Source organism: Bradyrhizobium guangdongense (assembly GCF_006483445.1).
Taxonomy (GTDB): Bacteria; Pseudomonadota; Alphaproteobacteria; order Rhizobiales; family Xanthobacteraceae; genus Bradyrhizobium; species Bradyrhizobium guangdongense_A.
On record NZ_PPPT01000266.1, the window covers coordinates 1 to 24501 of the forward strand.

The 24501-nt window shown below is 66.5% G+C and carries 25 protein-coding genes and 1 riboswitch; of the genes, 19 read left to right on the forward strand and 6 right to left on the reverse strand.

Annotation, left to right across the window (positions count from 1 at the left end):
• The coding region (gene hutU / locus C2U70_RS31135) for a urocanate hydratase (RefSeq protein WP_140982457.1) at positions 1-1094 on the forward strand (1094 nt) is incomplete at its 5' end.
• Between the two features lie 60 nt (positions 1095-1154).
• Entirely contained in the window at positions 1155-2438 is a 1284-nt protein-coding gene (locus tag C2U70_RS31140; protein WP_140982458.1) for a cystathionine gamma-synthase family protein, read from the forward strand.
• On the opposite strand, the gene bluB is transcribed toward C2U70_RS31140, so the two are convergent.
• The 3 genes from bluB to cobU are packed head-to-tail and all read right to left on the reverse strand — an operon-like array spanning position 2435 to position 4358.
• The gene (gene bluB, locus C2U70_RS31145) at positions 2435-3067 is read right to left on the reverse strand and encodes a 5,6-dimethylbenzimidazole synthase (RefSeq protein WP_140982459.1); all 633 of its coding nucleotides are present in this window, start codon (positions 3065-3067) and stop codon (positions 2435-2437) included. The genes C2U70_RS31140 and bluB overlap by 4 nt on opposite strands.
• A complete protein-coding gene (cobS, locus tag C2U70_RS31150) occupies positions 3067-3858 on the reverse strand; it encodes an adenosylcobinamide-GDP ribazoletransferase (RefSeq protein WP_433960721.1) in 792 nt (263 codons plus the stop codon). The genes bluB and cobS overlap by 1 nt, the downstream gene beginning before the upstream one ends.
• Positions 3855-4358, reverse strand: a complete 504-nt coding sequence (gene cobU, locus C2U70_RS31155; RefSeq protein ID WP_140982461.1) for a bifunctional adenosylcobinamide kinase/adenosylcobinamide-phosphate guanylyltransferase — start codon at positions 4356-4358, stop codon at positions 3855-3857. Before cobU ends, cobS begins: the two co-directional genes overlap by 4 nt.
• A 141-nt stretch (positions 4359-4499) precedes the next feature.
• Here cobU and cbiB point away from each other — a divergent pair, with 141 nt between their 5' ends.
• Together cbiB and cobD are read left to right on the forward strand one after the other, a co-directional pair.
• On the forward strand, positions 4500-5423 hold the full coding sequence (gene cbiB / locus C2U70_RS31160) for an adenosylcobinamide-phosphate synthase CbiB (RefSeq protein ID WP_140982462.1): 924 nt from the start codon (positions 4500-4502) through the stop codon (positions 5421-5423).
• A gap of 11 nt (positions 5424-5434) precedes the next feature.
• A complete protein-coding gene (gene cobD, locus C2U70_RS31165; protein WP_140982463.1) occupies positions 5435-6400 on the forward strand; it encodes a threonine-phosphate decarboxylase CobD in 966 nt (321 codons plus the stop codon).
• Here the strand turns inward: cobD and C2U70_RS31170 are convergent.
• Positions 6397-7845, reverse strand: coding sequence for a cobyric acid synthase (locus C2U70_RS31170; protein WP_140982464.1), 1449 nt, complete (start codon positions 7843-7845; stop codon positions 6397-6399). The genes cobD and C2U70_RS31170 overlap by 4 nt on opposite strands.
• Positions 7846-7857: 12 nt before the next feature.
• The gene (gene cobO / locus C2U70_RS31175) at positions 7858-8502 is read right to left on the reverse strand and encodes a cob(I)yrinic acid a,c-diamide adenosyltransferase (RefSeq protein ID WP_433960722.1); all 645 of its coding nucleotides are present in this window, start codon (positions 8500-8502) and stop codon (positions 7858-7860) included.
• 40 nt (positions 8503-8542) lie between these two features.
• Positions 8543-8763, forward strand: a riboswitch (cobalamin riboswitch).
• 94 nt (positions 8764-8857) lie between these two features.
• Here cobO and C2U70_RS31180 point away from each other — a divergent pair.
• Genes C2U70_RS31180 through cobJ form a run of 7 tightly spaced genes read left to right on the forward strand, consistent with a single transcriptional unit; the run spans position 8858 to position 16754 of the window.
• Positions 8858-9232 carry a DUF1636 family protein gene (locus C2U70_RS31180; RefSeq protein WP_140982465.1) on the forward strand — a complete coding sequence of 125 codons (375 nt, stop codon included), beginning with the start codon at positions 8858-8860 and terminating at the stop codon, positions 9230-9232.
• On the forward strand, positions 9229-10263 hold the full coding sequence (gene cobW, locus C2U70_RS31185; protein WP_140982466.1) for a cobalamin biosynthesis protein CobW: 1035 nt from the start codon (positions 9229-9231) through the stop codon (positions 10261-10263). The genes C2U70_RS31180 and cobW overlap by 4 nt, the downstream gene beginning before the upstream one ends.
• A complete protein-coding gene (cobN, locus tag C2U70_RS31190; protein ID WP_140982467.1) occupies positions 10263-13508 on the forward strand; it encodes a cobaltochelatase subunit CobN in 3246 nt (1081 codons plus the stop codon). The genes cobW and cobN overlap by 1 nt, the downstream gene beginning before the upstream one ends.
• Entirely contained in the window at positions 13505-14665 is a 1161-nt protein-coding gene (gene cobG / locus C2U70_RS31195; protein ID WP_140982468.1) for a precorrin-3B synthase, read from the forward strand. The genes cobN and cobG overlap by 4 nt, the downstream gene beginning before the upstream one ends.
• Positions 14665-15294, forward strand: a complete 630-nt coding sequence (locus tag C2U70_RS31200) for a precorrin-8X methylmutase (RefSeq protein ID WP_140982469.1) — start codon at positions 14665-14667, stop codon at positions 15292-15294. The genes cobG and C2U70_RS31200 overlap by 1 nt, the downstream gene beginning before the upstream one ends.
• The gene (locus tag C2U70_RS31205) at positions 15295-16023 is read left to right on the forward strand and encodes a precorrin-2 C(20)-methyltransferase (protein WP_140982470.1); all 729 of its coding nucleotides are present in this window, start codon (positions 15295-15297) and stop codon (positions 16021-16023) included.
• Positions 16020-16754 carry a precorrin-3B C(17)-methyltransferase gene (cobJ, locus tag C2U70_RS31210; RefSeq protein WP_140982471.1) on the forward strand — a complete coding sequence of 245 codons (735 nt, stop codon included), beginning with the start codon at positions 16020-16022 and terminating at the stop codon, positions 16752-16754. Before C2U70_RS31205 ends, cobJ begins: the two co-directional genes overlap by 4 nt.
• Here cobJ and C2U70_RS31215 read toward each other — a convergent pair.
• Positions 16730-17473, reverse strand: coding sequence for a cobalt-precorrin-6A reductase (locus C2U70_RS31215; protein ID WP_140982472.1), 744 nt, complete (start codon positions 17471-17473; stop codon positions 16730-16732). The genes cobJ and C2U70_RS31215 overlap by 25 nt on opposite strands.
• Between C2U70_RS31215 and cbiE the strand changes: the two genes are divergently transcribed.
• The 8 genes from cbiE to cobT all read left to right on the forward strand — a co-directional run bounded on the left by cbiE (position 17472) and on the right by cobT (position 24459).
• Positions 17472-18653, forward strand: a complete 1182-nt coding sequence (gene cbiE / locus C2U70_RS31220) for a precorrin-6y C5,15-methyltransferase (decarboxylating) subunit CbiE (protein ID WP_140982473.1) — start codon at positions 17472-17474, stop codon at positions 18651-18653. The two genes, C2U70_RS31215 and cbiE, sit on opposite strands and share 2 nt — an antisense overlap.
• Complete coding sequence (locus C2U70_RS31225) at positions 18650-19018, forward strand: cobalamin biosynthesis protein (RefSeq protein ID WP_140982474.1); 369 nt, start codon at positions 18650-18652, stop codon at positions 19016-19018. The genes cbiE and C2U70_RS31225 overlap by 4 nt, the downstream gene beginning before the upstream one ends.
• Positions 19015-19800 (forward strand): precorrin-4 C(11)-methyltransferase, encoded by a 786-nt coding sequence (cobM, locus tag C2U70_RS31230; RefSeq protein WP_140982475.1) that lies wholly within the window; start codon positions 19015-19017, stop codon positions 19798-19800. The genes C2U70_RS31225 and cobM overlap by 4 nt, the downstream gene beginning before the upstream one ends.
• Positions 19797-21107, forward strand: a complete 1311-nt coding sequence (locus C2U70_RS31235) for a cobyrinate a,c-diamide synthase (protein WP_140982476.1) — start codon at positions 19797-19799, stop codon at positions 21105-21107. The genes cobM and C2U70_RS31235 overlap by 4 nt, the downstream gene beginning before the upstream one ends.
• Positions 21104-21835 carry a uroporphyrinogen-III C-methyltransferase gene (cobA, locus tag C2U70_RS31240; RefSeq protein WP_140982477.1) on the forward strand — a complete coding sequence of 244 codons (732 nt, stop codon included), beginning with the start codon at positions 21104-21106 and terminating at the stop codon, positions 21833-21835. The genes C2U70_RS31235 and cobA overlap by 4 nt, the downstream gene beginning before the upstream one ends.
• Before the next feature lie 69 nt (positions 21836-21904).
• The gene (locus C2U70_RS31245) at positions 21905-22582 is read left to right on the forward strand and encodes an energy-coupling factor ABC transporter permease (RefSeq protein ID WP_140982478.1); all 678 of its coding nucleotides are present in this window, start codon (positions 21905-21907) and stop codon (positions 22580-22582) included.
• A 46-nt stretch (positions 22583-22628) separates the two neighbouring features.
• Positions 22629-23378: a precorrin-6A synthase (deacetylating) gene (gene cobF, locus C2U70_RS31250; RefSeq protein WP_140982479.1), complete on the forward strand. Its 750-nt coding sequence runs from the start codon at positions 22629-22631 to the stop codon at positions 23376-23378.
• A gap of 28 nt (positions 23379-23406) precedes the next feature.
• Positions 23407-24459: a nicotinate-nucleotide--dimethylbenzimidazole phosphoribosyltransferase gene (gene cobT / locus C2U70_RS31255; protein ID WP_140982480.1), complete on the forward strand. Its 1053-nt coding sequence runs from the start codon at positions 23407-23409 to the stop codon at positions 24457-24459.
• Positions 24460-24501: the final 42 nt, after the last annotated feature.

The window sequence follows — 24501 nt, forward strand, 5'->3', positions numbered from 1 at the left end:
TTGCCGTCGAATGCCAGCCGAGCCGCATCGAGATGCGGCTGCGCACCGGCTATCTCGATCGGCAGGCGGCAACACTCGACGAGGCGCTTGCCATCATGGCGGATGCCGCCAAGACGAAGAAGGCGGTGTCTGTCGGTCTGCTCGGCAATGCCGCCGACATATTCCCGGAACTGGTGCGCCGTGGCGTGAAGCCTGACATCGTCACGGACCAGACCAGCGCGCATGATCCGATCAACGGTTACTTGCCGAAGGGGTGGACGCTCGCCGACTGGGAGACCAAGCGCGGTTCCGACCCGAAAGCGGTCGAGGCGGCCTCCAAACGCTCGATGGTCGAGCACGTCCAGGCCATGCTCGACTTCCACGCGCAAGGGATTCCGACGCTCGACTACGGCAACAACATCCGCCAGATGGCGCAGGACATGGGCCTGAAGAACGCGTTCGATTTCCCCGGCTTCGTCCCGGCCTATATCCGCCCGCTGTTCTGCCGCGGCGTCGGGCCGTTCCGCTGGGCGGCGCTGTCGGGCGATCCCGAAGACATCTTCAAGACCGACGCCAAGGTCAAGGAACTGATGCCGCACGACAAGCATCTGCATAACTGGCTCGACATGGCGAAGGCGCGGATCAAATTCCAGGGGCTGCCGGCGCGGATCTGCTGGGTCGGGCTCGGCGATCGTCATCGCCTCGGCCTTGCCTTCAACGAGATGGTCGCGCGCGGCGAATTGAAGGCGCCGGTCGTGATCGGGCGCGATCACCTCGATAGCGGCTCGGTCGCAAGCCCGAATCGCGAGACCGAGGCGATGCGCGACGGTTCCGACGCAGTGTCCGATTGGCCGCTGCTGAACGCGCTGCTGAATTGCGCGAGTGGCGCGACCTGGGTGTCATTGCATCACGGCGGCGGCGTTGGAATCGGTTATTCTCAGCACGCCGGCATGGTGATCGTCGCCGACGGCACGCCGGAGGCCGCACGCCGCCTCGAGCGCGTGCTGTGGAACGATCCGGCGACCGGCGTCATGCGTCATGCCGATGCCGGTTATGAGACGGCGGTGGAATGTGCTCGTGCCCAAGGGCTCGATCTGCCGAGTTTGGCGTTATAGCGGCGGGACAAGGTCAGACCGCCGCCGGTTCGATGGTCCTTCAAGCCAAGGAGACACGCCGTGGTGAAACCGTTCCCGTCAAAGACCAAGATCGGCAATCACACGCTGCATCCGGAAACCCTGATGCTGAACTACGGCTACGATCCGCAATTGTCGGAAGGAGCCGTCAAGCCGCCGGTGTTCCTGACCTCGACCTTCGTGTTCAGGACCGCGGAGGACGGCAAGGACTTTTTCGATTTCGTTTCGGGCAGGCGCGAACCGCCTGAGGGGATGGGGGCGGGCCTCGTTTATTCCCGCTTCAACCATCCGAACAGCGAGATCGTCGAGGACCGGCTCTCGATCTACGAGCGCACGGAGGCTTGTGCGCTGTTCTCGTCCGGCATGTCGGCGATCTCGACCACGATCCTCGCATTCACGCGGCCCGGCGATGTGATCCTGCATTCCCAGCCGCTCTATGGCGGGACGGAGACGCTGTTCACGAAGACCCTGACCGGCTTCAACATCGGCGCGGTCGGCTTTGCCGACGGTCTCGACGAGGCCGTCGTTACGGCAGCGGCCGAGGAGGCCATGCGCAAAGGACGCGTGGCGATGATCTTCATCGAGACGCCGGCCAACCCTACCAACGGCCTGGTCGATATTGCGCTCACCCGGCGTATCGCCGACATGATCGGCAAGACACAGGGACACACGCCGGTCATCGCCTGCGACAATACGCTGCTCGGTCCGGTGTTTCAGCGGCCGATCGAGCACGGCGCCGATCTCTCGCTGTACTCGCTGACAAAATATGTCGGCGGCCATTCCGACCTGATCGCGGGCGCCGCGCTCGGTTCGAAGGCGCTGATGAAGGACGTCAAGGCGCTGCGCGGTGCCATCGGCACGCAGCTCGAACCGCACACCTGCTGGATGCTCAGTCGCTCGCTGGAAACGCTGAGCCTGCGCATGGAGAAGGCCGACCAGAATGCGCGCGTCGTCGCGGACTTCTTGCGCGACCATGCCAAGGTCGCGAAGGTGCACTACCTCGCGCATCACGACCCGGAGTCGCCGGCGGGGCGGGTGTTCGCAAAACAATGCAGCGGCGCGGGCTCGACGTTTTCGTTCGACATCATCGGCGGTCGGGCGGCTGCGGAAAAATTTCTCAATTCGCTGCAGATATTCAAGCTCGCGGTGAGCCTTGGCGGCACGGAGTCGTTGGCGAGCCTGCCCGCGACCATGACGCATTCCGGCGTTCCTGCCGACATTCGCAAACGCATCGGCGTGCTCGATTCCACGATCCGGCTGTCGATCGGCATCGAGCACCCGTCCGACCTCGTCGCCGACATCGCGCAGGCGTTGACCGGCGTCTAGCGCCGGATCGTGAATTCCGCCGCAGCGCGCCGATGCTCCCAATCGGCGCGCTCGAGCTCTGGACGGTCGCAGTCCTCCAGGGGATAGCCGAGGCAGAAATAGCCGATGAACTTCCAGGGCGCCGGCACGTCGAGAATGTCGTGCATCCGCGCCGGCGTCAGGATCGAGACCCAGCCGAGACCAATGCCGTCTGTGCGCGCCGCGAGCCACATCGCCGTGATCGCCGCGACCACGGAGTACTCCGTCGTCTCCGGCATCGTCGCGCGTCCGAGGCCGTGGCCGATCTCACTGGTCTTGTCGGCGAAGACGGCGAGATGAACCGGGGCTTCCATAAGGCCTGACAGCTTGAGCGACGCATAGCGCACGGCGCGGTCGCCCGAATAGGATGACAACGCATCGGCGTTGCAGGCCTTGAAATCCTCGATCACGGCGCTCCGCCTTGCGGTGTCCTCGACGATGACGAAACGCCAGGGCTGGCTCAAGCCGACCGACGGCGATAGGCAGGCGACGTCGATCAATCGTTCCAACGCGCCTTCGGGCAACGGATCGGTGCGAAAGCGCCGCACGTCGCGTCGCCAGATGAAGAGTTCGCGCAAGTGTCGGCGAAACCGATCGTCGAACGCGGTCATCAGAGCTGCGCGCTCGACTGGAGGATAGCGGCTGCCATCAGCAGCACGGCCGTCTCGGCAAGCTGTTCGAATGCGCCCAGGATGTCGCCGGTCTGCCCGCCGATCTGCTTGACGGAGAGCCGCGCCATTATCAGTCCGATCGCCGCGAGGACGATCACGGCGACAATTGCCTTGGCGGGTCCGAAACCGAGCGCGAGCACGATTGCGCCGACGCCGAGCGCGATGGCGGCGTATTGTGGCGTCGGTTGACCGGCGCTGGCCGAGAGGCCGTCCTTTCGCGCCGGCGGCACGAAGGCAGAAAAGGTCGGCAAGCCGGCGCGGGAGGCCGCGTGCGCAAGCAGGAGCGCAATCATCACCGATCGCGGCGCGGCGATCGTTGCAAGCGCGCTCCAGCGTAGGATCATCGAGATGACCAGCGCACAGGCCCCATACGTGCCGATGCGGCTGTCGCGCATGATCTCGAGCTTGCGCTCGCGCGTTCGCCCGCCGCCCAATCCGTCGGCCGTATCGGCAAGCCCGTCCTCATGCAGCGCGCCGGTCACGAAGATCGTGCTCGCGAGCGCCAGCATCGCGGCGGGGCCGGGCGTCAGGCCGACCGAATGGGCAATGCCGTAGACGGCTGCGCCAATGAGCCCGACGACCAATCCCGCGACCGGCAGCGACCAGCTTGCCCGGATCATCTCGCCGTCTTCGACCGGCGTCGAGGGGCCGAAGGGGAGGATCGTGGCAAAGGACACGCCGATCCGTAAATCCCTGACGAGACGGTGGAGTTGCTCGGCGTGAAGCATCACTTGACCTTCATCGGCAGTCCCGCCACCACGAACTCGACTTCGTCGGCGACTTCGGCGACGCGCTGGTTCAACAGGCCGGCCGCGTCGCGAAAGGCGCGCGCCAGCGCATTGTCGGGCACGATGCCGAGTCCGACCTCGTTGGTCACGAGAATGACGGGGCTGCGTTGTTGGCCGAGTGCGTCGGTCAGCAGCGTAGTTTCGTCCGACCAGTTGCGTCCGGCATGGAGCAGGTTCGAGAGCCACAGCGTGAGGCAATCGACGAGGCGGGCGCCGCCGCCGTCGGTGTCCTCCAGCGCCTGCACGAGGTCGAGCGGCGCCTCGCGCTCGATCCAGTCATTGCCGCGGCGCGCCCTGTGCTGCGCGATCCGCGCATCCATCTCGGCATCGAGTGGCTCGGCGGTCGCGATATAGACGGGACGGCCGGGAGTAGCACGGGCGCGCATTTCCGCGCGCCGGCTTTTTCCGGACCGTGCACCTCCCGTGATCAAGACAATCGCCATGCGGCCTCCGCTCAAATCCCGCACTAACCATCAATCGTCGGCAAAGACAAAGCCGAATTCGCGTCCAAGGGGGCTTGCGCTCGGCCGCAATTCTTGCGCATCAGAGCAGGCAGGAGAGGTCGTGTGGGTTTTGCGGGAGCCATGGCAGTCGCAATGATGGTGGACGCCCTGTTGGGCTGGCCCGCCGTACTGTTTGCGCGGATCAGCCACCCCGTCACGTGGATCGGCGGACTGATCGGTTACCTCGATCGCAACTGGAACAGATCGACGGATACGTCTTTGATCCGGCGTCTCGCGGGCCTCGCCGCCGCGCTGCTGGTGATCGCGATCTGTGCCGGCATCGGCTGGATCCTGCAGGGCGTGCTGCCATCGGGATGGAGCAACATATTGTTCGTCGGGCTCCTTGCGTGGCCCATGGTCGCGCTGCGCTCGCTCTATGATCACGTCAATATGGTGGCGACGCCGCTGCAATCAGGCGACATCGACGCCGCGCGTATCGCGGTCGCGCAGATCGTCGGCCGCGACCCCGCGACGCTGGACGAAGCGGGGATCGCGCGGGCCGCGACCGAAAGCCTCGCCGAGAACGCTTCTGACGGCATCGTCGCGCCGGTGTTTTGGGGCGCGCTGCTCGGGCTACCCGGCATTTTTGGTTACAAGGCGATCAACACGCTGGACTCCATGATTGGCCACCGCTCCGAGCGTCATCTCTATTTCGGCTGGGCGGCGGCCCGCATCGACGACGTCGCCAATTTCATCCCGGCGCGTCTCACCGGGTTTCTCTTCGGGCTGGTCTCCCAACACATCAAGGAAGCGCTGACTTGCATGGTGCGTGACGCGAACCGTCATCGTTCCGTCAATGCGGGCTGGCCGGAAGCCGCGATGGCCGGTGCGCTCGGCGTGCGCCTCAGCGGGCCGCGCAGCTATCATGGCCGCGTCACCGCGGAACCCTGGCTGAACGAAACTGCGCGCGATCCCCGGGCCGCCGATCTCCGGCAAGGCCTGCGGCTCTACATCCGTGCGATGTTGGTGCTCGGCGGCCTGCTCGTTGCACTGGCGCTGGCGTGACGGAGCAGGTGATGCGCGAGCACGGTGGCAATCCAGACCTGGCAGTTCAGCGCTTTGGCGGAAGGCTCGAAGATTGGATCGACCTGTCGACCGGCATCAACCGGCTGCCTTATCCAGTCGGTGAAATCGGTCAGCATGCATGGAGCGCGCTGCCGTCGCGATCCGATATCGAGACGCTGCATGATGCCGCCCGGCAGGCCTATGCGACCCAGGCTCCAATCCTCGCCACGGCGGGCGCGCAGGCCGCGATCCAGCTACTGCCGCGCCTCGCGCCACCCGGCCGGGCCCGTGTGCTCGCGCCCACATATAATGAGTATGCGGCCGCGTTTTCGGCTGCGGGCTGGGAGGTGACGGAAGTCGCCAATCCCGATGCGCTCGCCGGCGCAGACCTCGCCGTCGTGGTCAGTCCCAACAATCCGGACGGCCGGCAGCATGATAAGGCGGCATTGCTTGCGCTGCTGCCGCGCGTCGGCCGCCTCGTCATCGACGAAAGCTTTGCCGACGCGGTACCGGAACTGTCGCTCGCCGCGGAGGCGGGGAGGCGGGGCCTCCTGATCCTGCGCTCGTTCGGCAAGTTCTATGGCCTTGCCGGACTGCGGCTCGGTTTCGTGCTCGGAGGGGAAGATGACATCGCCGCATTGTCGGCGATGTCGGGACCTTGGCCGGTGTCGGGTGCAGCGATCGCTGTCGGACGACGCGCGTTGCTGGATCGTGCCTGGGCAAAGGCGACCATTGCGCGACTCCGGGATGACTGTCTGCGGCTCGACACCGCTGCCAAGTCGCGAGGTTGGCAACGCGTAGGCGGCACGGCGTTGTTTCGGCTCTACGATGTCGGCGATGCGGTCGCTGCGCAGGAGAGGCTCGCGTATAGCCGCATCTGGTCGCGCGTTTTCAGCCAGCAGCCGGGGTGGGTGCGACTGGGCTTGCCGGGCGAAGATAGCGAGTGGTCGCGATTGACCGAGGCGCTATCGCGTTAGCGCGCCAGCGCAAACAGTCCGTCGACATCGAGATGGGCCTCGATGTGATCGGCCAGCGCGTCGAGCGCATCCTCGACGCGCGCGCCGTAGCGCTGGTCCGTCACGGGAATGTCGAGCTGCGCGAGGAAAGCGCGACGGAAATCGTCGGATGCAAACAGGCCGTGCAGATAGCTGCCTGAGATGCGGCCATCGCGTGAGATGGCGCCTTCCGGCGCGCCATCGAGCATGGCGAAGGGGCGATTGCGGTCAGGCCCCTCGGTGCGACCGATGTGGATCTCATAGGCATCGATCGGCTGCTTCGACGCTACGTGCTGCGCGGTCACGCGAGTCAGCGTCTTCTGCTCGGTCATCACGGTCGCCACGTCCAGAAGCCCGAGTCCGTCCGTCTCGCCGGCGGCTCCTTCGATGCCTTCGGGGTCGGCCACGCTGCGGCCGAGCATCTGATAGCCGCCGCAAACGCCGAGCACGTGGCCGCCGCGGCGGTGATGCGCGAAGAGATCGATGTCCCATCCCTGCGCGCGCAGGAAGGCGAGGTCGCCGCGGGTCGATTTCGAGCCGGGGATGATGACGAGCCTGCAGTCGCCAGGAATAGCTTCGCCGGGACGGACCATGACGAGATCGACACCGGGTTCGAGCTTGAGCGGATCGAGATCGTCAAAATTCGCGATCCGCGATAGCGCGAGGAACGCGATCTTGCATTGGCCGGGTTTTCGCGCGTCGGCCAAGCCCAGCGCGTCTTCGGCCGGAAGCTCGATCGCGCGGGTGAAATAGGGCAGCACGCCAAAGCCGCGCCACGACGTCATGGCCTCGATCGTCCGATAGCCGTCGTCGAAAAGCGTGGGATCGCCGCGAAACTTGTTGATGACGAACCCCTGAATCATCGCGGCATCGTCGGGGTCGATCACGGTCTTGATGCCGACGAGCTGCGCGATCACGCCGCCGCGGTCGATGTCGCCGATCAGCACGACGGGGACGTCGGCCCGTCGCGCAAAGCCCATATTGGCGATGTCGGATTTGCGCAAATTCACCTCGGCGGGGCTGCCGGCGCCTTCCACCAGCACGAGATCGGCGCGCTGCTTCAGCCGCTCAAAGCTCTCCAGCACCGCGCCCATCAGCGATGGCTTCAGCGAGGCGTATTCGCGGGCGCGGGCCGTGGCGATGCGCTTGCCGTGCACGATGATTTGCGCGCCGACATCGGTCTCCGGCTTCAAGAGCACCGGGTTCATGTCGGTATGCGCATCGACGCCGGCGGCAAGCGCCTGCAAGGCCTGCGCGCGGCCGATCTCGCCGCCATCGACGGTGACGGCCGCATTGTTGGACATGTTCTGCGGCTTGAACGGCAGCACGCGCAGGCCGCGGCGCTTCGCGACGCGCGCCAGCCCCGCGACGACGAGCGATTTGCCGACGTCGGAGCCGGCACCCTGGATCATCATTGCGCGCGCCATCGTTGCAGTCTTCTAGAACTCGACGCCCGCCTGCGCCTTGATGCCGGAGCGGAACGGATGCTTCACCAGCGTCATCTCGGTGACGAGGTCGGCGATCTCAATCAGCTCGTCCTTAGCGTTGCGACCGGTGAGCACGACATGCGTCATCGGCGGCTTGTGATTCCGCAGGAATTCGACGACCTCGGCAATCTCCAGATAATCGTAGCGCAGCGCGATGTTGATCTCGTCGAGCACAACCATGCGCAAGGACGGATCTAGGATCAGCTCCTTTGCCTTCTCCCAGCCGGCCTTGGCTGCAGCGATATCGCGGGCTCGGTCCTGCGTTTCCCAGGTAAAGCCTTCGCCCATCGCGTGGAACTGGCAGAGCTCGCCGAAGTGCCCGGTGAGCAGGCGCCGTTCGCCGGTGTCCCAGGCGCCCTTGATGAACTGCACGACGGCACAGGGAAGGCCATGCGCGACACAGCGCACGATCATGCCGAAGGCGGAGGATGATTTTCCCTTGCCGGCGCCGGTGTGGACGATGATCAGGCCCTTCTCGCCGCTCTTGGTCGCCATGATCTTGTCGCGGGCGACCTTCTTCTTGGCCATTTTCGCGGCGTGACGCGTGTCGGAAGCGACGCTGTCGGCGTCCTCGGCGGCGTCCTGTTCAGACATCATCTGACGTGGTCCTTTGGCTTGACAAGCGGCGGCCATGGGCAAATGGTGAGCCTGCGTTGGTTCCTGTCCTATGACAGGCGAAGAGGGAATGCGAAAGGCCTCGAATCCCAAAGATTCGAGTTCGAAAAGCAGCCGCCCCCGCGACCGTGACCGGAGAGATGCCCAAAGCCACTGATCCCCTTGGGGGTTGGGAAGGCGGGGATCGAGGGACAAAAGTCCTGCTCCGCAAGCCGGGAGACCTGCCAGCGCAAAACGTTTTGGACCGGCGGACGGGGTGTTCCGCGACGGGGAAGCGAACCTATGCCAAATCGGTTCGTACACCTCATCGCCTCCCGTTGTTTTCTTTGGATGGGCGATGACTGTTACACTTCACGTCTGCATTACCTGCAAGGCCGGTCAGACACTGGCTGAGGGCGAGATCGCGCCCGGCAAACGCCTGCACACCGCGATCCTCGACGTCGGCGTGCCCGAAGGCGTCAATGTCGTTCCCGTCGAATGCCTGTCCGCATGCAGCCAGGGCTGCTCGGTCGCGCTGAGCGCGCCCGGCCGCTGGTCCTATGTCTATGGCCGGCTGTCCGAGGCCCATGCGAAGGACGTGCTGGCCGGTGCATCGGCCTATGCCGGGGCACCCGACGGCATCGTGCCATGGCGCTCGCGCCCGGAAATCTTTCGCAAGCAATCGCTCGCCCGCATCCCGCCCATTGCCGCAGTTCCAGAGGCCGCCGAATGAGCTCGCTCGCCAAAGTTCCCGTCACCGTCGTCACCGGCTTTCTCGGATCGGGCAAGACCACGCTGATCCGGCATCTCATCACCAATGCGAATGGCAAGAAGCTCGCGGTGCTCGTCAACGAGTTCGGCAGCGAGGGCGTTGACGGCGAGATCCTGAAATCCTGCGCGGACGCCAATTGTCCGGAGGAAAACATCGTCGAGCTCGCCAATGGCTGTATCTGCTGCACCGTGGCCGACGACTTCATTCCGGCGATGGAGCAACTGCTCGCGCGTCCCGTGAGGCCCGATCACATCGTGATCGAGACCTCGGGCCTGGCGCTGCCGAAACCGTTGCTGAAAGCGTTCGATTGGCCGGAAATCCGCTCGCGGATCACTGTCGATGGGGTGATCGCGCTCGCCGATGCGGAAGCCGTGGCCGCGGGCCGCTTCGCGCCGGATCCGGATGCCGTCGAAGCCCAGCGCGCGGCCGACGACAATCTCGATCACGAGACGCCGCTGTCGGAGGTCTTTGAGGACCAGATCGCCTGCGCCGATATCGTGCTGCTCACCAAGGCCGATCTCGCCGGCTCGTCCGGACTCGAAGCGGCCAAGGCTGCGATCGAGGCCGAGATGCCGCGTCGGGTGCCGATGCTGCCGGTGACCGAAGGCGTGGTCGATTTGCGCGTGATCCTCGGCCTCGAGGCCGCCGCTGAGGACGATCTCGCCGCGCGTCCGTCGCATCACGACGGCGAGGACGAGCACGAGCACAACGACTTCAACTCCGTCGTGATCGATCTCCCTGAGGTCACCGATATCGATGCGCTTGTCGCCTCGGTACAGCGGTTGGCGCGCGAGCAGAATGTGCTGCGCGCCAAGGGCTACATCGCAGTCGAAGGCAAGCCGATGCGGTTGCTGTTGCAGTCGGTCGGTGAGCGCGTGCGGCATCAATTCGATCGCCCCTGGGGCACGCGTGCGCGGCAATCCAAGCTGGTCGTGATCGGCGAGCACGGCGATATCGACGAAGCCGCGATCAGGACGGGACTCGGTCTCTGATGCACGTCGTCTTCCGCGAGAGCCACGGTCTGGAGGAGACCGCAACGCCACGGGACATCGGTCAGGATGCGGCCGATCTCGTCGTGCTCTCGTTTTCGGACAGCGATCTCGCGGCCTTTGCTGCGGGCTGGCGGCGAGGGCGGCATAACCTGCCGTCGCTGCGCCTCGCCAATCTTGCCGAGCTGCGCCATCCGCTGTCGGTCGACACTTATATCGAGCGGACGTTGTTTCAGGCGCGCGGCATTCTGGTCCGGTTGATCGGCGGTGAGTCCTATTGGCCATATGGGCTCGCAGCCCTACGCCAACTGGCGAAGGACCGCAGCACTGTGCTGGCCGTGCTGCCGGCTGATGGCCGCGACGACGAGGGGCTGGATGCGCTGTCGACCCTGCCGGTCTCGACGCTGCGGCGACTCAAGGCGCTCTGCGACAAGGGCGGCCCCGTGGCGGCGCAAGCCGCCATCGCGCAGCTCGCGCTGGCGTCGGGACTATATGCGGGACCTGTTGCTGGCGAGCTAGATGTCCCCGAGATCGGCTTCTACGACCCGGCCCGTGGCGTCGCGGCTGCACCGAATTTCGACGGCCGACCTCGCGCGCTCATTACCTTCTATCGCTCCTATCTCACGGCTGCCGACACGGGGCCCGTCGACGCGTTGATCGCAGCGCTGCGGCACAGGGGCTTTGACACCTATGGTGTCTTCGTGACGTCGCTGAAGGCACCTGGTGTTTCGGATTGGCTGCGGGCGCATGTGGAGGTGTATCCGCCGGCGGCGATTGTGAACGTCACCGCGTTCTCCGCTATCGGCAACGATGGCAGGACGCCGTTCGACGCTGCATCCTGCCCGGTCTTCCAGGTCGCGTTGTCCACGGCGCGCCGTGACGATTGGGCATCGTCGCTGCGTGGTCTCTCGCCCGGCGACCTCGCTATGCATGTGGTGCTGCCGGAAGTAGACGGCCGTCTGTTTGCCGGCGTGGTCAGCTTCAAGTCATCAGGCGCGCGCGATCCCGATCTTCAGTTTGCGCATCTTGCCCATCTGCCCGACGCTGAGCGCGTCGACGCGGTCGCGGCCAAGGTCGCCGCCTGGCATCGTCTTGCGACAAAACCTGCAAGCGAGAAGCGGTTGGCGGTCGTGCTCTCGAACTATCCCGGCCGCGTGCACCAGATTGCGCATGCGGTCGGGCTCGACGCGCTCGCCTCCGTCGAGGCGCTGCTGGCCGATCTCGGCGATGTCGGTTTCGAGGTCGAAGCGGCTGATGCGCTCGGCGATGCCTTGTTGCAGCGGCAGTTGACCTGGAGCGTCGGCGATTATCGTGCGGGGCTGTCCCGGCTTCCTCGTCAGTTGCAGGACGATCTCGAAAGCGCCTGGGGTGCGCCTGAGGATGACCCGGCTTGTCGTGACGGCGAATTTCATTTCGCTGCGATCCGGTCCGGCAACGCGATCATCGCGGTTCAGCCGGAGCGCGGCGAGGTCGGGCATCGCCATGCCGACTATCACGATCTCGCGCGCACGCCGCGTCACGGCTATGTCGCGTTCTATTTGTGGCTGCGGCATCAGGGCATCGATGCCGTCATCCACATGGGCGCGCATGGCACGCTGGAATGGCTGCCCGGAAAATCCGTCGCGCTGTCACAGGCTTGCTGGCCGGATGTGTTGACCGGCAACATGCCCGTTATCTATCCCTTCATCGTCAACGATCCCGGCGAGGCTGCCCAAGCCAAGCGGCGGATCGGTGCCGTGACGATCGGCCATCTGCCGCCGCCATTGGTCGAGGCCGCAGTGCCGGAGAGCCTGCGCCGGCTGGAACGGCTGCTCGATGAATATTCGACCGCCGACGGCCTCGATCCCGCGCGCCGCCAGCGGTTGATCGCAGCTATCCGTGACGAAGCGCGCGCCGCTGGTCTGGAAGACGATCTCGGTCTCGACGCATCGGCGGCACCTGCGGAGGCCATTCCACGGATCGATCGCTTCGTCTGCGATCTCAAGGAAAGCCAGTTCGGTGATGGTCTGCACGTGTTCGGCCGCGGCGCATGTGGAGAGGCGGAGAAGAGTGCGCTGCTCGATGCGCTCGCCGGACGTCGCGTCGCGCCGGGACCTTCGGGCTCGCCCTGGCGCGGGCGGCAGGACGTGCTGCCGACAGGGCGCAATCTCTTTGCCGTCGATCCGCGCGCGGTGCCGACACCGTCGGCACATGCGCAGGGCATCAAGCTCGCGGAAGAACTTTTGCGCCGTCACTTGCAGGATCACGGCGACTGGCCGAAGGGCATCGTCGTCGATCTCTGGGGTTCCTCGACCATGCGCACGGCGGGCGAGGATTTTGCGATGGCGCTGCATCTGGCCGGTATCGCGCCGCGCTGGGACCACGGCTCGGGGCGCGTGACAGGTTTTGACATCGTCGCGCCGGCCGAGCTCGGCCGTCCCCGCATCGACGTCACCTTGCGCGTCTCCGGCCTGTTCCGCGACGTCTTTTCAACGCTTGCGCAATTGTTCGAGGCGGCGGCCGAAGCCTTGTCTGCGCGCGAAGGCGAGGGTGAGGAAAATCCCTATCGCCACCGCGCCGCCCGTGTATTCGGGCCGCGTCCCGGACAATATGGTGTCGGCGCCGCGTCGGTGCCCGATGACTTCACGCAGGCCTCGCGCGATGCCGCCGGCGAAGCCTGGCTGTCGGCGTCGTCCTGGGCGCTCTCGGCCGACGGCGCGATCCAGGCTGACCGCGCCGGCATCGAGGCGCGGCTAGCCTCATCAGACACGTTCGTCCACACCCAGGACCTGCCCGAGACCGATCTGCTGCTGGCCGCGGACTATGCCGCGCATGAAGCCGGTGTCGCCGCCGCGGCCGCGCGGCTCGGCGTCGCCGTGCCCACACTCTATCATCTTGATACGACGCGCCCCGATCAGCCGCGTGCGCGCGCACTGCCTGAGGAGATCGCGCGCGTGGTGCGGGCGCGGGCGACCAATCCCGCCTGGATCGCCGGCATGATGCGCCACGGGTTTCGCGGCGCGGCCGAGATCGCGGCGACACTGGAGCATATGGCGGCGTTCGCGCATCTTGCCGGCGTCGTGCCGCCGCATCTGTTCGACCTCTATTTTGACGCGACGCTCGGTGCCGACGACGTCCGGGCGTTCATGGTGCGGAACAACCCGGCGGCGTTGGCCGCGATGGAGACTTGCTTCACCCGATTGCATGAGGCCTCGCTCTGGAAGACGCGCCGCAACTCGATTGCGGCGGCGCTGAAAGAGGCTTCATGAACGAAGTCGCGATCAAGGGGTGGTGTCCCGGCGCCTTGCGGCCGATGCTCTCGGGCGACGGGCTGGTGGTCCGCATTCGCCCCTATGGCGGCCGGCTCTCGGCACAGCAGGCGGCCGGCATTGCCGATCTCGCCGAGCGCCATGGCAATGGGCTGATCGATCTGACCAGCCGTGCGAATCTGCAGATTCGCGGCGTCAGGGATGACGGACACCAGGCGCTGATCGAAGGTCTTTCTCAATTGGGATTGCTCGATCCTGATCCCGAGACCGAACGACGGCGCAACGTGCTGGTGTCGCCGTTCTGGCGCGATGGCGACGACACGCCTTCGCTGGCGGCCGAACTCGAACAGGCGCTCGCCGATTGCGCCCTCGACCTGCCGACCAAGTTCGGCTTTGCGATCGATGACGGTGAGGAGCGCGCGCTTGCTACTGCGTCAGCCGATGTGCGGATCGAGCGTGATCGCGCCGGAAACCTGATCGTGCGCGCGGATGGCGCCGAGTTTGGTCGCCCGGTTTCGCGGGACCAGGCCGTCGCGGCGGCACTCGCGCTGGCGGGGTGGTTTGTTGCCTCGGGCGGGGCCAGCGGCGGGCGAGGGCGGATGGCGGCGCATCTTCGCGCTGTCGTGCGCTTGCCTGATGCGTTGCGTGGCCATGCCCAACCTGCACCGGTGATGGCCGGTATGTTGCCCGGCCTTTATCCCCAAGGCGCGCTCGTCGGTGCAGCCTTTGGACAACTGACACCTTCCGCACTTCATCATCTCTCCGGTCTCGCGCCCACGCTGCGCACCACGCCGTGGCGGATGGTGCTGGCAGAAGGGCTGGGCGCGATGCCCCGTCACAACGACTTGATCACGCGGCCCGATGATCCCTTGCTCCGCGCGACCGCCTGCAGTGGCGCGCCGCGCTGCCGCGAGGCGCATGCCGATACCCGCGAGTTGGCGGCCGCGCTCGCGCCACGGCTTGCGCTCGACGCCAACCTTCATGTCTCCGGTTGCGCAAAGGGCTGCGCACATTCGGGTCCGGCGACGATTACGCTGGTTGCGACCGCTGCCGGATATGACCTCGTCAGCAAGGGAACGACGCGCGATGCGCCGGTCCGGCGTGGGCTGAGCGCTGCGGAGCTCCTCGCCAGTCCCTCGATCGTCGGAGGGCACTGATGCCGCATGTTTACGAAACCGACGGCGCTGCCATCTACAAAAAATCCTTTGCCACCATCCGGGCCGAGGCGGATCTCGGTCGCTTCGCGCCGGATGAGGAGCCGGTGGTGGTGCGCATGATCCACGCGGCCGGCATGGTCGGGCTGGAGGCCAACATCCGCTTCACGCCCGGCATGGCGGCGGCCGCGCGCGCAGCGCTGCAGAAGGGCGCGCCGATCCTTTGCGATGCACGCATGGTCTCGGAAGGAATTACCCGCGCGCGGCTGCCGGCCGGCAATGCCGTAATCTGCACGCTCGGCGATCCCGCGGTGCCCGATCTCGCGACCTCCATGCGCAACACCCGGTCCGCGGCGGCGCTCGAACTGTGGCGGCCGCGTCTCGAAGGCGCGATCGTCGCAATCGGCAATGCCCCGACCGCGCTGTTTCATCTGCTCAACATGCTGGAGAACCAAAACTGTCCGCGACCTGCCGCGATCATCGGTTGTCCCGTCGGCTTCGTCGGCGCGGCCGAGTCCAAGGCGGCCTTGATGGAAAATCCACCGGCGCCGGCACTCACTGTCAAAGGCCGGCTTGGTGGTTCCGCGATCACGGTTGCTGCCGTCAACGCGCTCGCGAGCTGGAGCGAATAGATGGGCCGCATCATCTGCTGCGGCCTTGGGCCAGGCGATCCGGATCTCATGAGTGTGCGTGCTGATCGTACAGTGCGCGGAGCCCAGCACGTCGCCTACTTCCGTAAGAAGGGACGTCCCGGCCAGGCGCGGCGCATTGTCGAGGGGATGCTGACGGCCGACGTGACCGAATATCCCATGGAATATCCTGTCACGACCGAGATCGCCTTCGATCACCCGGATTACGTCAGGCTGCTCGCGGGTTTCTATGACGAATGGACGGAACGACTTGCGCGCCTTGCCCGCGCGGTCGACGTCGTCGTGCTCTGCGAGGGCGATCCCTACTTTTACGGCTCCTTCATGCATCTGCACACCCGCCTGCAGGGCCGCGTCGCGATCGAGGTGATCGCGGGCATTCCGGGCATGGCCGGCTGCTGGAATGCCGTGGGCAAACCGATCGCGCTCGGCGACGACGTCACGACGGTGCTGATGGGCACGCTCGCCGAGGATGAGCTGGAACGGCGCATGCGCAATTCCGACGCGCTCGTCGTCATGAAGACCGGGCGCAACCTGGCAAAGGTTCGCCGCGCGCTTACCTCGGCCGGCCGGCTCGCCGATGCGTGGCTGGTCGAGCGCGGCACCATGCCCGGCGAGCGCGTCGCGCGGCTGGCCGAATTGGACGCCGCCGATTGTCCCTATTTTGCGATCGTGCTGGTGCACGGGCAGGGACGCAGCGAGGCCGCCGAATGACGGGCACGCTGACCATCGCGGGACTGGGGCCAGGCGACGCCGCGATGGTAACGCCGGAAGTCACCGCTGCGCTTGCGGCCGCGACCGACATCGTCGGCTACGGCCCCTATGTCGCACGCGTGCAACCGCGCGACGGGCTGACGCTGCACCCCTCCGACAATCGCGTCGAGCTGCAGCGCGCTGGCGAGGCATTGCGGCTGGCGTCCGAAGGCCGCGACGTCGTCGTGGTATCCTCGGGCGATCCCGGCGTGTTTGCGATGGCTTCGGCCGTGTTCGAGGCGCTCGAGGACAAGCCGGAGTGGCAGTCGCTTGCCATCCGCGTGTTGCCCGGCGTGACCGCGATGCTGGCGGCGGCCGCGCGCGCCGGCGCGCCGCTCGGTCATGATTTTTGCGCGATCAATCTGTCCGACAATCTCAAGCCGTGGGCTGTGATCGAAAAACGCCTGCGGTTCGCCGCCGAGGCCGATTTCGCGATCGCGATGTACAACCCGCGCTCGGCGAGCCGGCCGGAAGGGTTTGCGCGTGCCTTGCAGATCTTGAACGAGGCCGGCTGCGGCGAACGGCTCGTGACCTTTGCGCGCGCGGTCACCACGCCCGAGGAGCGGATCGAAACCGTTACATTGCGCGATGCGCGGCCCGAGATGGCCGACATGCGGACGCTTGTCATCGTCGGCAATTCGTCGACGCGCCGCGTCGGCCGCTTCGTCTATGCGCCGAGGCAGGCCCGATGACCGAGCCAATGCATGACCTCGTCAACGCGTTCCACCCGCAATCGCTCGGGCAACTTTGGCCGCGACAGCAGGATGACGGGCAGGCCGAGCGTTCGCGCGGCGTCGATCTTGGCGCGCGCGCCGTCACCACCCGAATTGCGGGCAACGATCCAGGCGATGCCGCGCCTGCGCATCATCTCGAGCTCGGCTTCGTAAGTGAACGGCCCGCGCGACACGATGACGTCGGCCTCGAACGGCAAGGGACCTTCCGGCGGATCGACGAATCGCAGCGTGTAGGCATGCTGCGGCCTCTTGCCGAACGGCGCGATGTGCTGGCGGCCGACGGCGAGGAACACGCGCGCCTTGGCTTCCGGCAAGGCAGCCACCGCCGCGTCAATGTCGGCGACATCGATCCACTTGTCTCCGGATGTCCGAACCCATGGCGCGCGTTCGAGCGCAAGCAGCGGCGTTTTGGTCTCCGTGCAGGCGACAACGGCATTGCGGCTCATCTCGGCCGCGAAGGGATGCGTCGCGTCGACCACATGCGTGATACCGGTCGCGCGAATGTAGTTGGCGAGGCCGTCGGGGCCACCAAAGCCGCCGATGCGGGTCGGCAAAGGCTGATCGGCCGGCGCGCGGGTGCGTCCACCGTAAGAATAGACGGCGTCGATTTCAGCGCGCGCGATCGCGTCTGCGAGCAGATTGGCATCGCGCGTTCCGCCCAGAATGAGGGCGCGCATGGCTAGTCCCTGGTTGACCATCATCGGCATCGGCGAAGATGGCCTTGCGGGGCTATCCGAAGCAAGCCGAAAGGCGCTTGCAGATGCCGAAACCGTCTTTGGCGGCGAACGGCATCTGGCGCTCGCCGGTGTTGCCGGGCGCGGCCGGCCATGGTTGGTGCCGTTCGATGCCGAGAGCGTGCTGAGCAATCGCGGTCGACCGACAGCAGTGCTCGCCTCCGGCGATCCATTCTGGCACGGCGTTGGCGCGATGCTGGCGGAAAGACTTGCGCCGGGCGAATGGACGGCGCATTCGGCACCGTCCGTATTCTCGCTTGCCGCGGCGCGGCTGGGCTGGCGGCTGGAGAACATCATCTGCCTCGGCCTCCACGTCGCGCCATTTGAACGCCTGGTGCCGCATCTGGCCCGTGGCGCACGGATCATCTGCCTTGTGCGCGGCGGCAAGGCGGCCGGCGATCTCGCGACCTGGTTGACGGAGCGTGGCTGGGGCGCATCGTCGATGTGGAGTCTCGCGGCGCTTGGCGGACCACGCGAGTCCGTCCGGCAGCATCCTACCGAGAGCTACGTGGCCGACCCCGACGATAAACTCGTCGCGGTCGCGCTGGAGGCGAGGGGCGCACAGGGGCTCTCGCGCAGCTCCGGGCTTGCGGACGATCTCTTTGCGCATGACGGACAGATCACCAAGCGTCCGATGCGGGCGCTGGCGCTGTCCGCGCTGTCGCCGCACGCCGGCGAAAGCCTGTGGGACATCGGCGCGGGCTCAGGCTCGATCTCCGTGGAGTGGTCCCTGTGCGGGGGAACGGCGACCGCGATCGAGGCGCGCGCAGACCGCACCGAAAACATCCGGCGTAATGCCGAGACTTTTGGTCTCACGCATCGCATCACGGTGATCGAGGGAACGGCACCCGATGCGCTCGCCGGTCTCGCGGCACCGGACGCGGTGTTCGTGGGCGGCGGCCTCGATGTCACGCTGTTCGATGTCGTCTGGTCGCGCATCGCGAGCGGGGCGCGGCTGGTGGCGCATAGCGTGACGCTCGAGACCGAAACGCTGCTCGCCGACCTGCACCGGCGTCATGGCGGCGAATTGATGCGCGTCGACATTGCCCACGCCGCGCCGCTCGGTCGCTACCGGTCGTGGGAGGCGGTGCGGCCGGTGGTGCAGTGGAGTGCTGTCAAATGAAGGTCGCGGGTTTCGGATTCAAGCGCGACGTGACGGTGGCTGCGTTGCGCGAGGCGCTGATCGCCGCCGGCGGCGCCGATGGCCTCGCAGCCGTCGCGACCGTCAGCGACAAGGCGGATGGCGACGCGCTGACGCGGCTCGCAGGCGAGCTCGGCCTGCCGATCAGGGCTATTCCCGCCGATGTGTTGACCGGCATCGCGACGCCAACCCAATCCGGGCGCATCAACGAAGCATTCGGCACGGGATCCGTGGCCGAGGCCGCAGCACTTGCGGCGGCCGGCCGCGACGCGCGGCTGGTCTCGACGCGGGCCGTCTCGACGGACCGAACCGCGACCGCGGCGATTGCGGAAGGAGACGGCGAATGACGGTGCATTTTATCGGCGCCGGACCGGGCGCGGCCGATCTGCTGACCCTGCGCGGCCGCGATCTGATCGCGGCCTGTCCCGTATGCCTCTATGCCGGCTCGCTGGTGCCCGAGGGTGTGCTGGCGTATTGCCCGCTCGGCGCGCGCATCGTCAACACCGCACCGTTGTCGCTCGATGAGATCATTGCCGAGATCGCCGCCGCACATGCGGACGGCAAGGACGTCGCGCGGTTGCATTCCGGCGATCTCTCGATCTGGTCGGCGATGGGCGAGCAATTGCGCCGCCTGCGCGCGCTCGGCATTCCCTATGACGTTACGCCTGGCGTTCCCTCGTTTTCCGCCGCGGCCGCCGCGCTGGAGGCCGAGTTGACGCTGCCGGGCCTCGCCCAATCGGTGGTGCTGACGCGCACGCCGGGCCGCGCCAGCGCGATGCCGGAGGGCGAAACGCTCGCGGCCTTTGCCGCAACGGGTGCCGTGCTCGCAATCCACCTGTCGATCCATCTGCTCGACAAGGTCGTCGCGGAGCTGACGCCCCATTATGGCGCCGACTGTCCGGTCGCGATCGTCTGGCGCGCGAGCTGGCCCGACCAGCGCATCGTCCGCGCGACACTCGCGACGCTCGACGCCGCCGTCGGTGCCGAGCTCGAACGCACCGCGCTTATTCTGGTCGGCCGCACGCTGGGCTCACAGGAATTTGCCGAGAGCCGACTTTATGCCGCGGACTACGATCGCCGCTATCGCCCGGTCGGGGCAACGCCACGCTTTCCGGAGACGACCAAGTGACCGCGGGGCTCGTGATCTCGGCGCCGGCCTCCGGCGTCGGCAAGACGACGCTGACGCTGGCGCTCGCGCGCGCCTGCCGCGATCGCGGGCTAAGCGTGCAATGCTTCAAGAGCGGCCCCGACTATATCGATCCCGCCTTTCACGCCGTCGCCACCGGACGTGCCTCCGTCAATCTCGATAGTTGGGCGATGGACGAGGCCACCCTTGCGGCCCTCGTCCGGCGTGGCGTTGATTCCGATCTTGTCCTCGCCGAAGGCTCCATGGGCCTGTTCGACGGCGTCGCCGCGCGCGGGCGCGCCGGCACCGGCGCGAGCGCCGACATCGCCGAGATGATGGGCTGGCCGGTGCTTTTGGTGATCGATCCCTCCGGCCAGGCGCAGACCGCCGCCGCTATCGCCGCAGGCTTGCGCGATTTTCGGAAAGGCGTACGCCTTGCGGGCGTCGTGCTCAATCGCGTCGCGAGTCCGCGGCACGAGGACCTCGTGCGCCGCGCCATGGCTGATGCTGATATCGCCGTGTTCGGCGCGCTGCCGCGCCATGCCGAGATTGCCTTGCCCAAGCGGCACCTCGGCCTGGTGCAGGCCGAAGAGCAGGGGGAGGTCGGCGGTCTCATTGCCGAAGCCGCGCGCTTCGTCACCGAACATGTCGACCTCGATGCCATCTTGCGGTCCGCCGCGGCGTGGTCGCCGCCGGAGATGTCGAGCACGCCCAGCGTCACGCCACCGGGGCAACGCATCGCGCTCGCACGTGATGCGGCTTTCTCCTTCGTCTATCCGCACATGTGTGAGGCTTGGCGCGCTGCCGGAGCCGAGATCGTGCCGTTCTCGCCGCTCGCCGACGAGGGGCCCGACGCAGGCGCCGACGTCTGCTGGCTGCCCGGCGGCTATCCCGAACTGCACGCCGGCCGGCTCGCGGCCAACACGCGGTTTCGCCGGAGCTTGCGCGCCTTTGCCGAGACGAAGGCCGTGCATGGCGAATGCGGGGGCTATATGGCGCTCGGCACCGCCCTGACCGACGCGGAAGGCGTGCGGCACGAAATGGTTGGCCTGCTCGGCCTCGAAACCAGCTTTGCCAAACGCCGCATGCATCTGGGTTACCGTCTTGCGGAGCTTGCTGAGCCGATGCCCGGTCACGCCACAGGCGCGCGCCTGCGCGGCCACGAGTTTCATTATTCCACGATCCTTGCCCAGCCGGACACGGCGCTTGCCGTGGTGCGCGACGCGACCGGTGCGATCGTCGCCGAAACGGGCTCGCGGCGCGGCCGCGCAACTGGTACCTTCTTCCATCTGATTGCGGAGGACCGGTGAGCGGTTTTGTCACTTTCATTTCCGCCGGTCCCGGCGATCCCGAGCTCCTGACGCTGAAGGGGGCGGCGCGGCTGCGCGAGGCCGACGTTGTGCTCTATGACGATCTGGCTTCGGGTGCGATCCTCGATCTCGCGCGCAGCGATGCCAATCTCGTCGCGGTGGGAAAACGCGCCGGCCGTCCCTCCACCAAGCAGCAGCACGTCAACCGCCTGCTGGTCGACTACGCCGCAACCGGTGCGCGCGTCGTACGCCTGAAGTCGGGCGATGCCGGCATCTTTGGCCGCCTCGAAGAAGAGATCGAGACGCTGCGTGAGGCGCGCATTACCTACGAGATCATTCCCGGCGTCACCTCGGCCAGTGCTGCGGCGGCGCAGGCCGGCATTCCCCTGACGCGACGGCACACCTCACGCCGGGTCCAGTTCATCACCGGCGCCGACGTCACCGGCGAGTTGCCCACCGATCTGAACTGGGCGGCGCTGGCGGATGCGGACGCGACCACCGTGGTCTATATGGGCCGCCGCACGTTTCCATTGCTTGCCGCAAAACTGATCGAGCACGGCCTCGCGCCCATGACGCCTGCGCTGTACGCGGAATCGTTGGGACGTCCCGACCAGCGGGTGGTGCGCACGACGATTGCCGAGCTCGCCGAGCAGCTCGCACGCGGTGGCGGGGCAACGACCGCGGCCATCATCCTGTTCGGTCCTCTGGCCGGAGATCATCCGTCATGAGGCCGCGATACACTCTCCCAAAATCTTGGAAGCCAAGGCCGTCGATGACGGCAGGAAGGACCTGAAGCCATGCATATCGAACCGGAAATCGTGACGGGTGCAAAACTCGCGCTCAGCTATGCGACCGGCATTGCCGCAGGCGGCGTTGCCCTCAAGCTCGCGGTCGATACCATCAGAGAACAGGGCGTTGCGTCCCTGGTCGTGCGCACGGTGGTGACCACCGCGCTGGTGTTCTCGTTCTTCGAGATCCTGCCGCACTTCCGTGTCGGGGTGTCCGAGGTGCACTTCATCCTCGGCTCGACGCTGTTTCTCTTGTTCGGCGCTGCGCCCGCGGCGCTAGGGCTGGCGTTCGGCCTTTTGCTGCAGGGCGTGTTCTTCTCGCCGATCGACCTGCCGCAATACGGCATGAACGTGACGACGCTGCTGGTGCCGCTGTTCGCGATTAAGGCGCTCGCCGAGCGGATCATTCCGCGCAACACCGCCTATGTGGACCTGCAGTATCGTCAGACGCTGGCGATCTCCACTGCCTATCAGTCGGGCATCGTGGCGTGGGTCGCGTTCTGGGCGATCTATGGCCAGGGCTTTGGTGCGACCAATCTCGCCAACATCGCGACGTTTGCCGGATCCTACGCGCTGGTCATCGTGATCGAGCCGCTGGCCGATCTCGCCGTGCTCGCGCTGGCAAAGTCACTGCGCGGTATCACGGCCGACGGTATGGTCACGCCGCGCCTGCATCACGCAGCGTAGCGAAGTGGCTGAGGGGCGGTCGCAACGGCCGCCCTTCGTCCAGTCTATGTTGACGCTCTCCCTCATAGGCATCGGCTGCGGCGATCCCGGCCAGCTCACGCTGGCCGCGATCAGCGCGATCAATGCCGCCGATCTGGTCCTCATTCCGCGCAAGGGAGCGACAAAGTCCGACCTCGCCGAGCTGCGTCGGACGATCTGCGCTGACGTGCTGACCAGTCCTGCGACGCGCATCGCGGAATTCGATCTGCCGGTGCGCGATTCCGCCGAAGCGGATTATCGCAGGGGCGTTGACGACTGGCACGACGCGATCGCTGCGACCTGGTCGAGGGAGATCGCATCGCATGTCGGCGGTGCCGGGCGCGTCGCGCTGCTGATCTGGGGCGATCCGTCGCTCTACGATTCCTCGCTGCGCATCGCACGCCGGCTCGATCCGCTGCCGGCCATCGAGGTCGTTCCCGGCATCACATCGATCCAGGCCCTGTGTGCGGCGCATGCGCTTCCGCTCAACGATATCGGTGAACCGTTTTTGGTCACGACCGGGCGGCGGCTGCGCGAAGGTAGTTGGCCCGCAGGTATCGACACCGTCGTGGTGATGCTCGATGGCGGCACGGCCTTTCAGACCCTGGAGCCCGAAGGGTACCAGATCTGGTGGGGGGCCTATCTCGGCATGCCCGACGAGATTTTGATATCCGGCGCGTTAGCCGAAGCAGGTCCGCGCATCGTCGCGGCCCGCGAGGCCGCACGCGAACGCCATGGCTGGATCATGGACAGCTACATTCTCAAGCGCAGGCCGTGAGGCCGCAACGTCACAAAGGCAGAACGACATGCTCCCTGATTGGGTGACCCAACAATGCCCCGGCGCTTCAACCGTTCATCGCGAGGCGGCGCTGGTGCGGCAGGCGCAGCTCACGAAGCCAGCCGGCGCGCTCGGCAGGCTGGAGCAGGTTGCGGTCGATCTCGCGGGTCTGCAGGAGACGGAAAAGCCGCGCGCGGAGCGGGTGCCGATCGTCATCTTTGCCGGCGATCACGGCATCGTTGCGCAGGGTGTCTCGGCCTATCCGCAGGAGGTGACGATCGCGATGCTGGCCAATTTTGCGACGGGCGGAGCCGCGATCTCCGTGCTGGCGCGCGAATTGGGGGCGAGCCTCGAGGTCGTGGATGCCGGCACGCTGGCGGCAGCGCCGCTGCCAGGCATCGTTACGGACAAGCCGCGTTGCGGCACCCGCGATTTCAGCTTGGAAGCGGCGCTCACGCCCGAAGAATTTGCGTTCGCCTTCGACTGCGGCAAGCGTGCCGTGCTGCGCGCCGAGGCTGGCGCGCCCGATCTTCTCATCTTCGGCGAGATGGGGATCGGCAACACCACGACGTCTGCAGCCATCGCTTCGGCGATGCTCGGCGTGAGTGCGGACGAGATCGCGGGCACCGGGACCGGTGTCGATGCTGCCGGCCGGGCTCGCAAAGCGAGGCTGATCGAGGCGGCGTTGGCGCGTCATGAACTCAAGGGCGCATCCGCCGAAAAGATCCTGTGCGCGGTCGGCGGTCTCGAAATCGCGGCGATATCAGGCGCGATCATCGCGGCCGCGCAGCGGCGCATTCCGGTTCTGGTCGATGGCTTCATCGTCTCGGTGGCGGCGCTCGCGGCGGTGCGCCTCAATCCGTCGTGCCAGCCTTATCTGTTGTCCTCGCATCAATCGGCAGAGCAGGGGCACCGCCTGGTGCTGCGTGCGCTGAACGCACAACCGCTGGTCAGTCTCGATCTCAGGCTCGGCGAAGGCTCCGGCGCAGCAATTGCCCTGCCGCTGGTGCGGCTCGCATGCGCCCTGCACAACGGCATGGCGACGTTTGCGCAGGCCAATGTGCCGGATCGGCCGGCCTAGAGACGAAACTCGTCATGCCCGGGCTTGTCCCGGGCATCCACG

What these genes read in the sequence shown, in the direction of transcription:
- bluB (WP_140982459.1), bottom strand. Translation starts at nt 3,067, where the DNA reads ATGACCGCGTTCGACGATCGGTTTCGCCGACACTTGCGCGAACTCTTC.
- cobU (WP_140982461.1), bottom strand. Translation starts at nt 4,358, where the DNA reads ATGGCGATTGTCTTGATCACGGGAGGTGCACGGTCCGGAAAAAGCCGG.
- cbiB (WP_140982462.1), top strand. Translation starts at nt 4,500, where the DNA reads ATGGCAGTCGCAATGATGGTGGACGCCCTGTTGGGCTGGCCCGCCGTA.
- cobD (WP_140982463.1), top strand. Translation starts at nt 5,435, where the DNA reads ATGCGCGAGCACGGTGGCAATCCAGACCTGGCAGTTCAGCGCTTTGGC.
- C2U70_RS31170 (WP_140982464.1), bottom strand. Translation starts at nt 7,845, where the DNA reads ATGGCGCGCGCAATGATGATCCAGGGTGCCGGCTCCGACGTCGGCAAA.
- cobO (WP_433960722.1), bottom strand. Translation starts at nt 8,502, where the DNA reads ATGATGTCTGAACAGGACGCCGCCGAGGACGCCGACAGCGTCGCTTCC.
- C2U70_RS31180 (WP_140982465.1), top strand. Translation starts at nt 8,858, where the DNA reads ATGACTGTTACACTTCACGTCTGCATTACCTGCAAGGCCGGTCAGACA.
- cobW (WP_140982466.1), top strand. Translation starts at nt 9,229, where the DNA reads ATGAGCTCGCTCGCCAAAGTTCCCGTCACCGTCGTCACCGGCTTTCTC.
- cobN (WP_140982467.1), top strand. Translation starts at nt 10,263, where the DNA reads ATGCACGTCGTCTTCCGCGAGAGCCACGGTCTGGAGGAGACCGCAACG.
- cobG (WP_140982468.1), top strand. Translation starts at nt 13,505, where the DNA reads ATGAACGAAGTCGCGATCAAGGGGTGGTGTCCCGGCGCCTTGCGGCCG.
- C2U70_RS31200 (WP_140982469.1), top strand. Translation starts at nt 14,665, where the DNA reads ATGCCGCATGTTTACGAAACCGACGGCGCTGCCATCTACAAAAAATCC.
- C2U70_RS31205 (WP_140982470.1), top strand. Translation starts at nt 15,295, where the DNA reads ATGGGCCGCATCATCTGCTGCGGCCTTGGGCCAGGCGATCCGGATCTC.
- cobJ (WP_140982471.1), top strand. Translation starts at nt 16,020, where the DNA reads ATGACGGGCACGCTGACCATCGCGGGACTGGGGCCAGGCGACGCCGCG.
- cbiE (WP_140982473.1), top strand. Translation starts at nt 17,472, where the DNA reads ATGGCTAGTCCCTGGTTGACCATCATCGGCATCGGCGAAGATGGCCTT.
- C2U70_RS31215 (WP_140982472.1), bottom strand. Translation starts at nt 17,473, where the DNA reads ATGCGCGCCCTCATTCTGGGCGGAACGCGCGATGCCAATCTGCTCGCA.
- C2U70_RS31225 (WP_140982474.1), top strand. Translation starts at nt 18,650, where the DNA reads ATGAAGGTCGCGGGTTTCGGATTCAAGCGCGACGTGACGGTGGCTGCG.
- cobM (WP_140982475.1), top strand. Translation starts at nt 19,015, where the DNA reads ATGACGGTGCATTTTATCGGCGCCGGACCGGGCGCGGCCGATCTGCTG.
- C2U70_RS31245 (WP_140982478.1), top strand. Translation starts at nt 21,905, where the DNA reads ATGCATATCGAACCGGAAATCGTGACGGGTGCAAAACTCGCGCTCAGC.
- cobF (WP_140982479.1), top strand. Translation starts at nt 22,629, where the DNA reads ATGTTGACGCTCTCCCTCATAGGCATCGGCTGCGGCGATCCCGGCCAG.
- cobT (WP_140982480.1), top strand. Translation starts at nt 23,407, where the DNA reads ATGCTCCCTGATTGGGTGACCCAACAATGCCCCGGCGCTTCAACCGTT.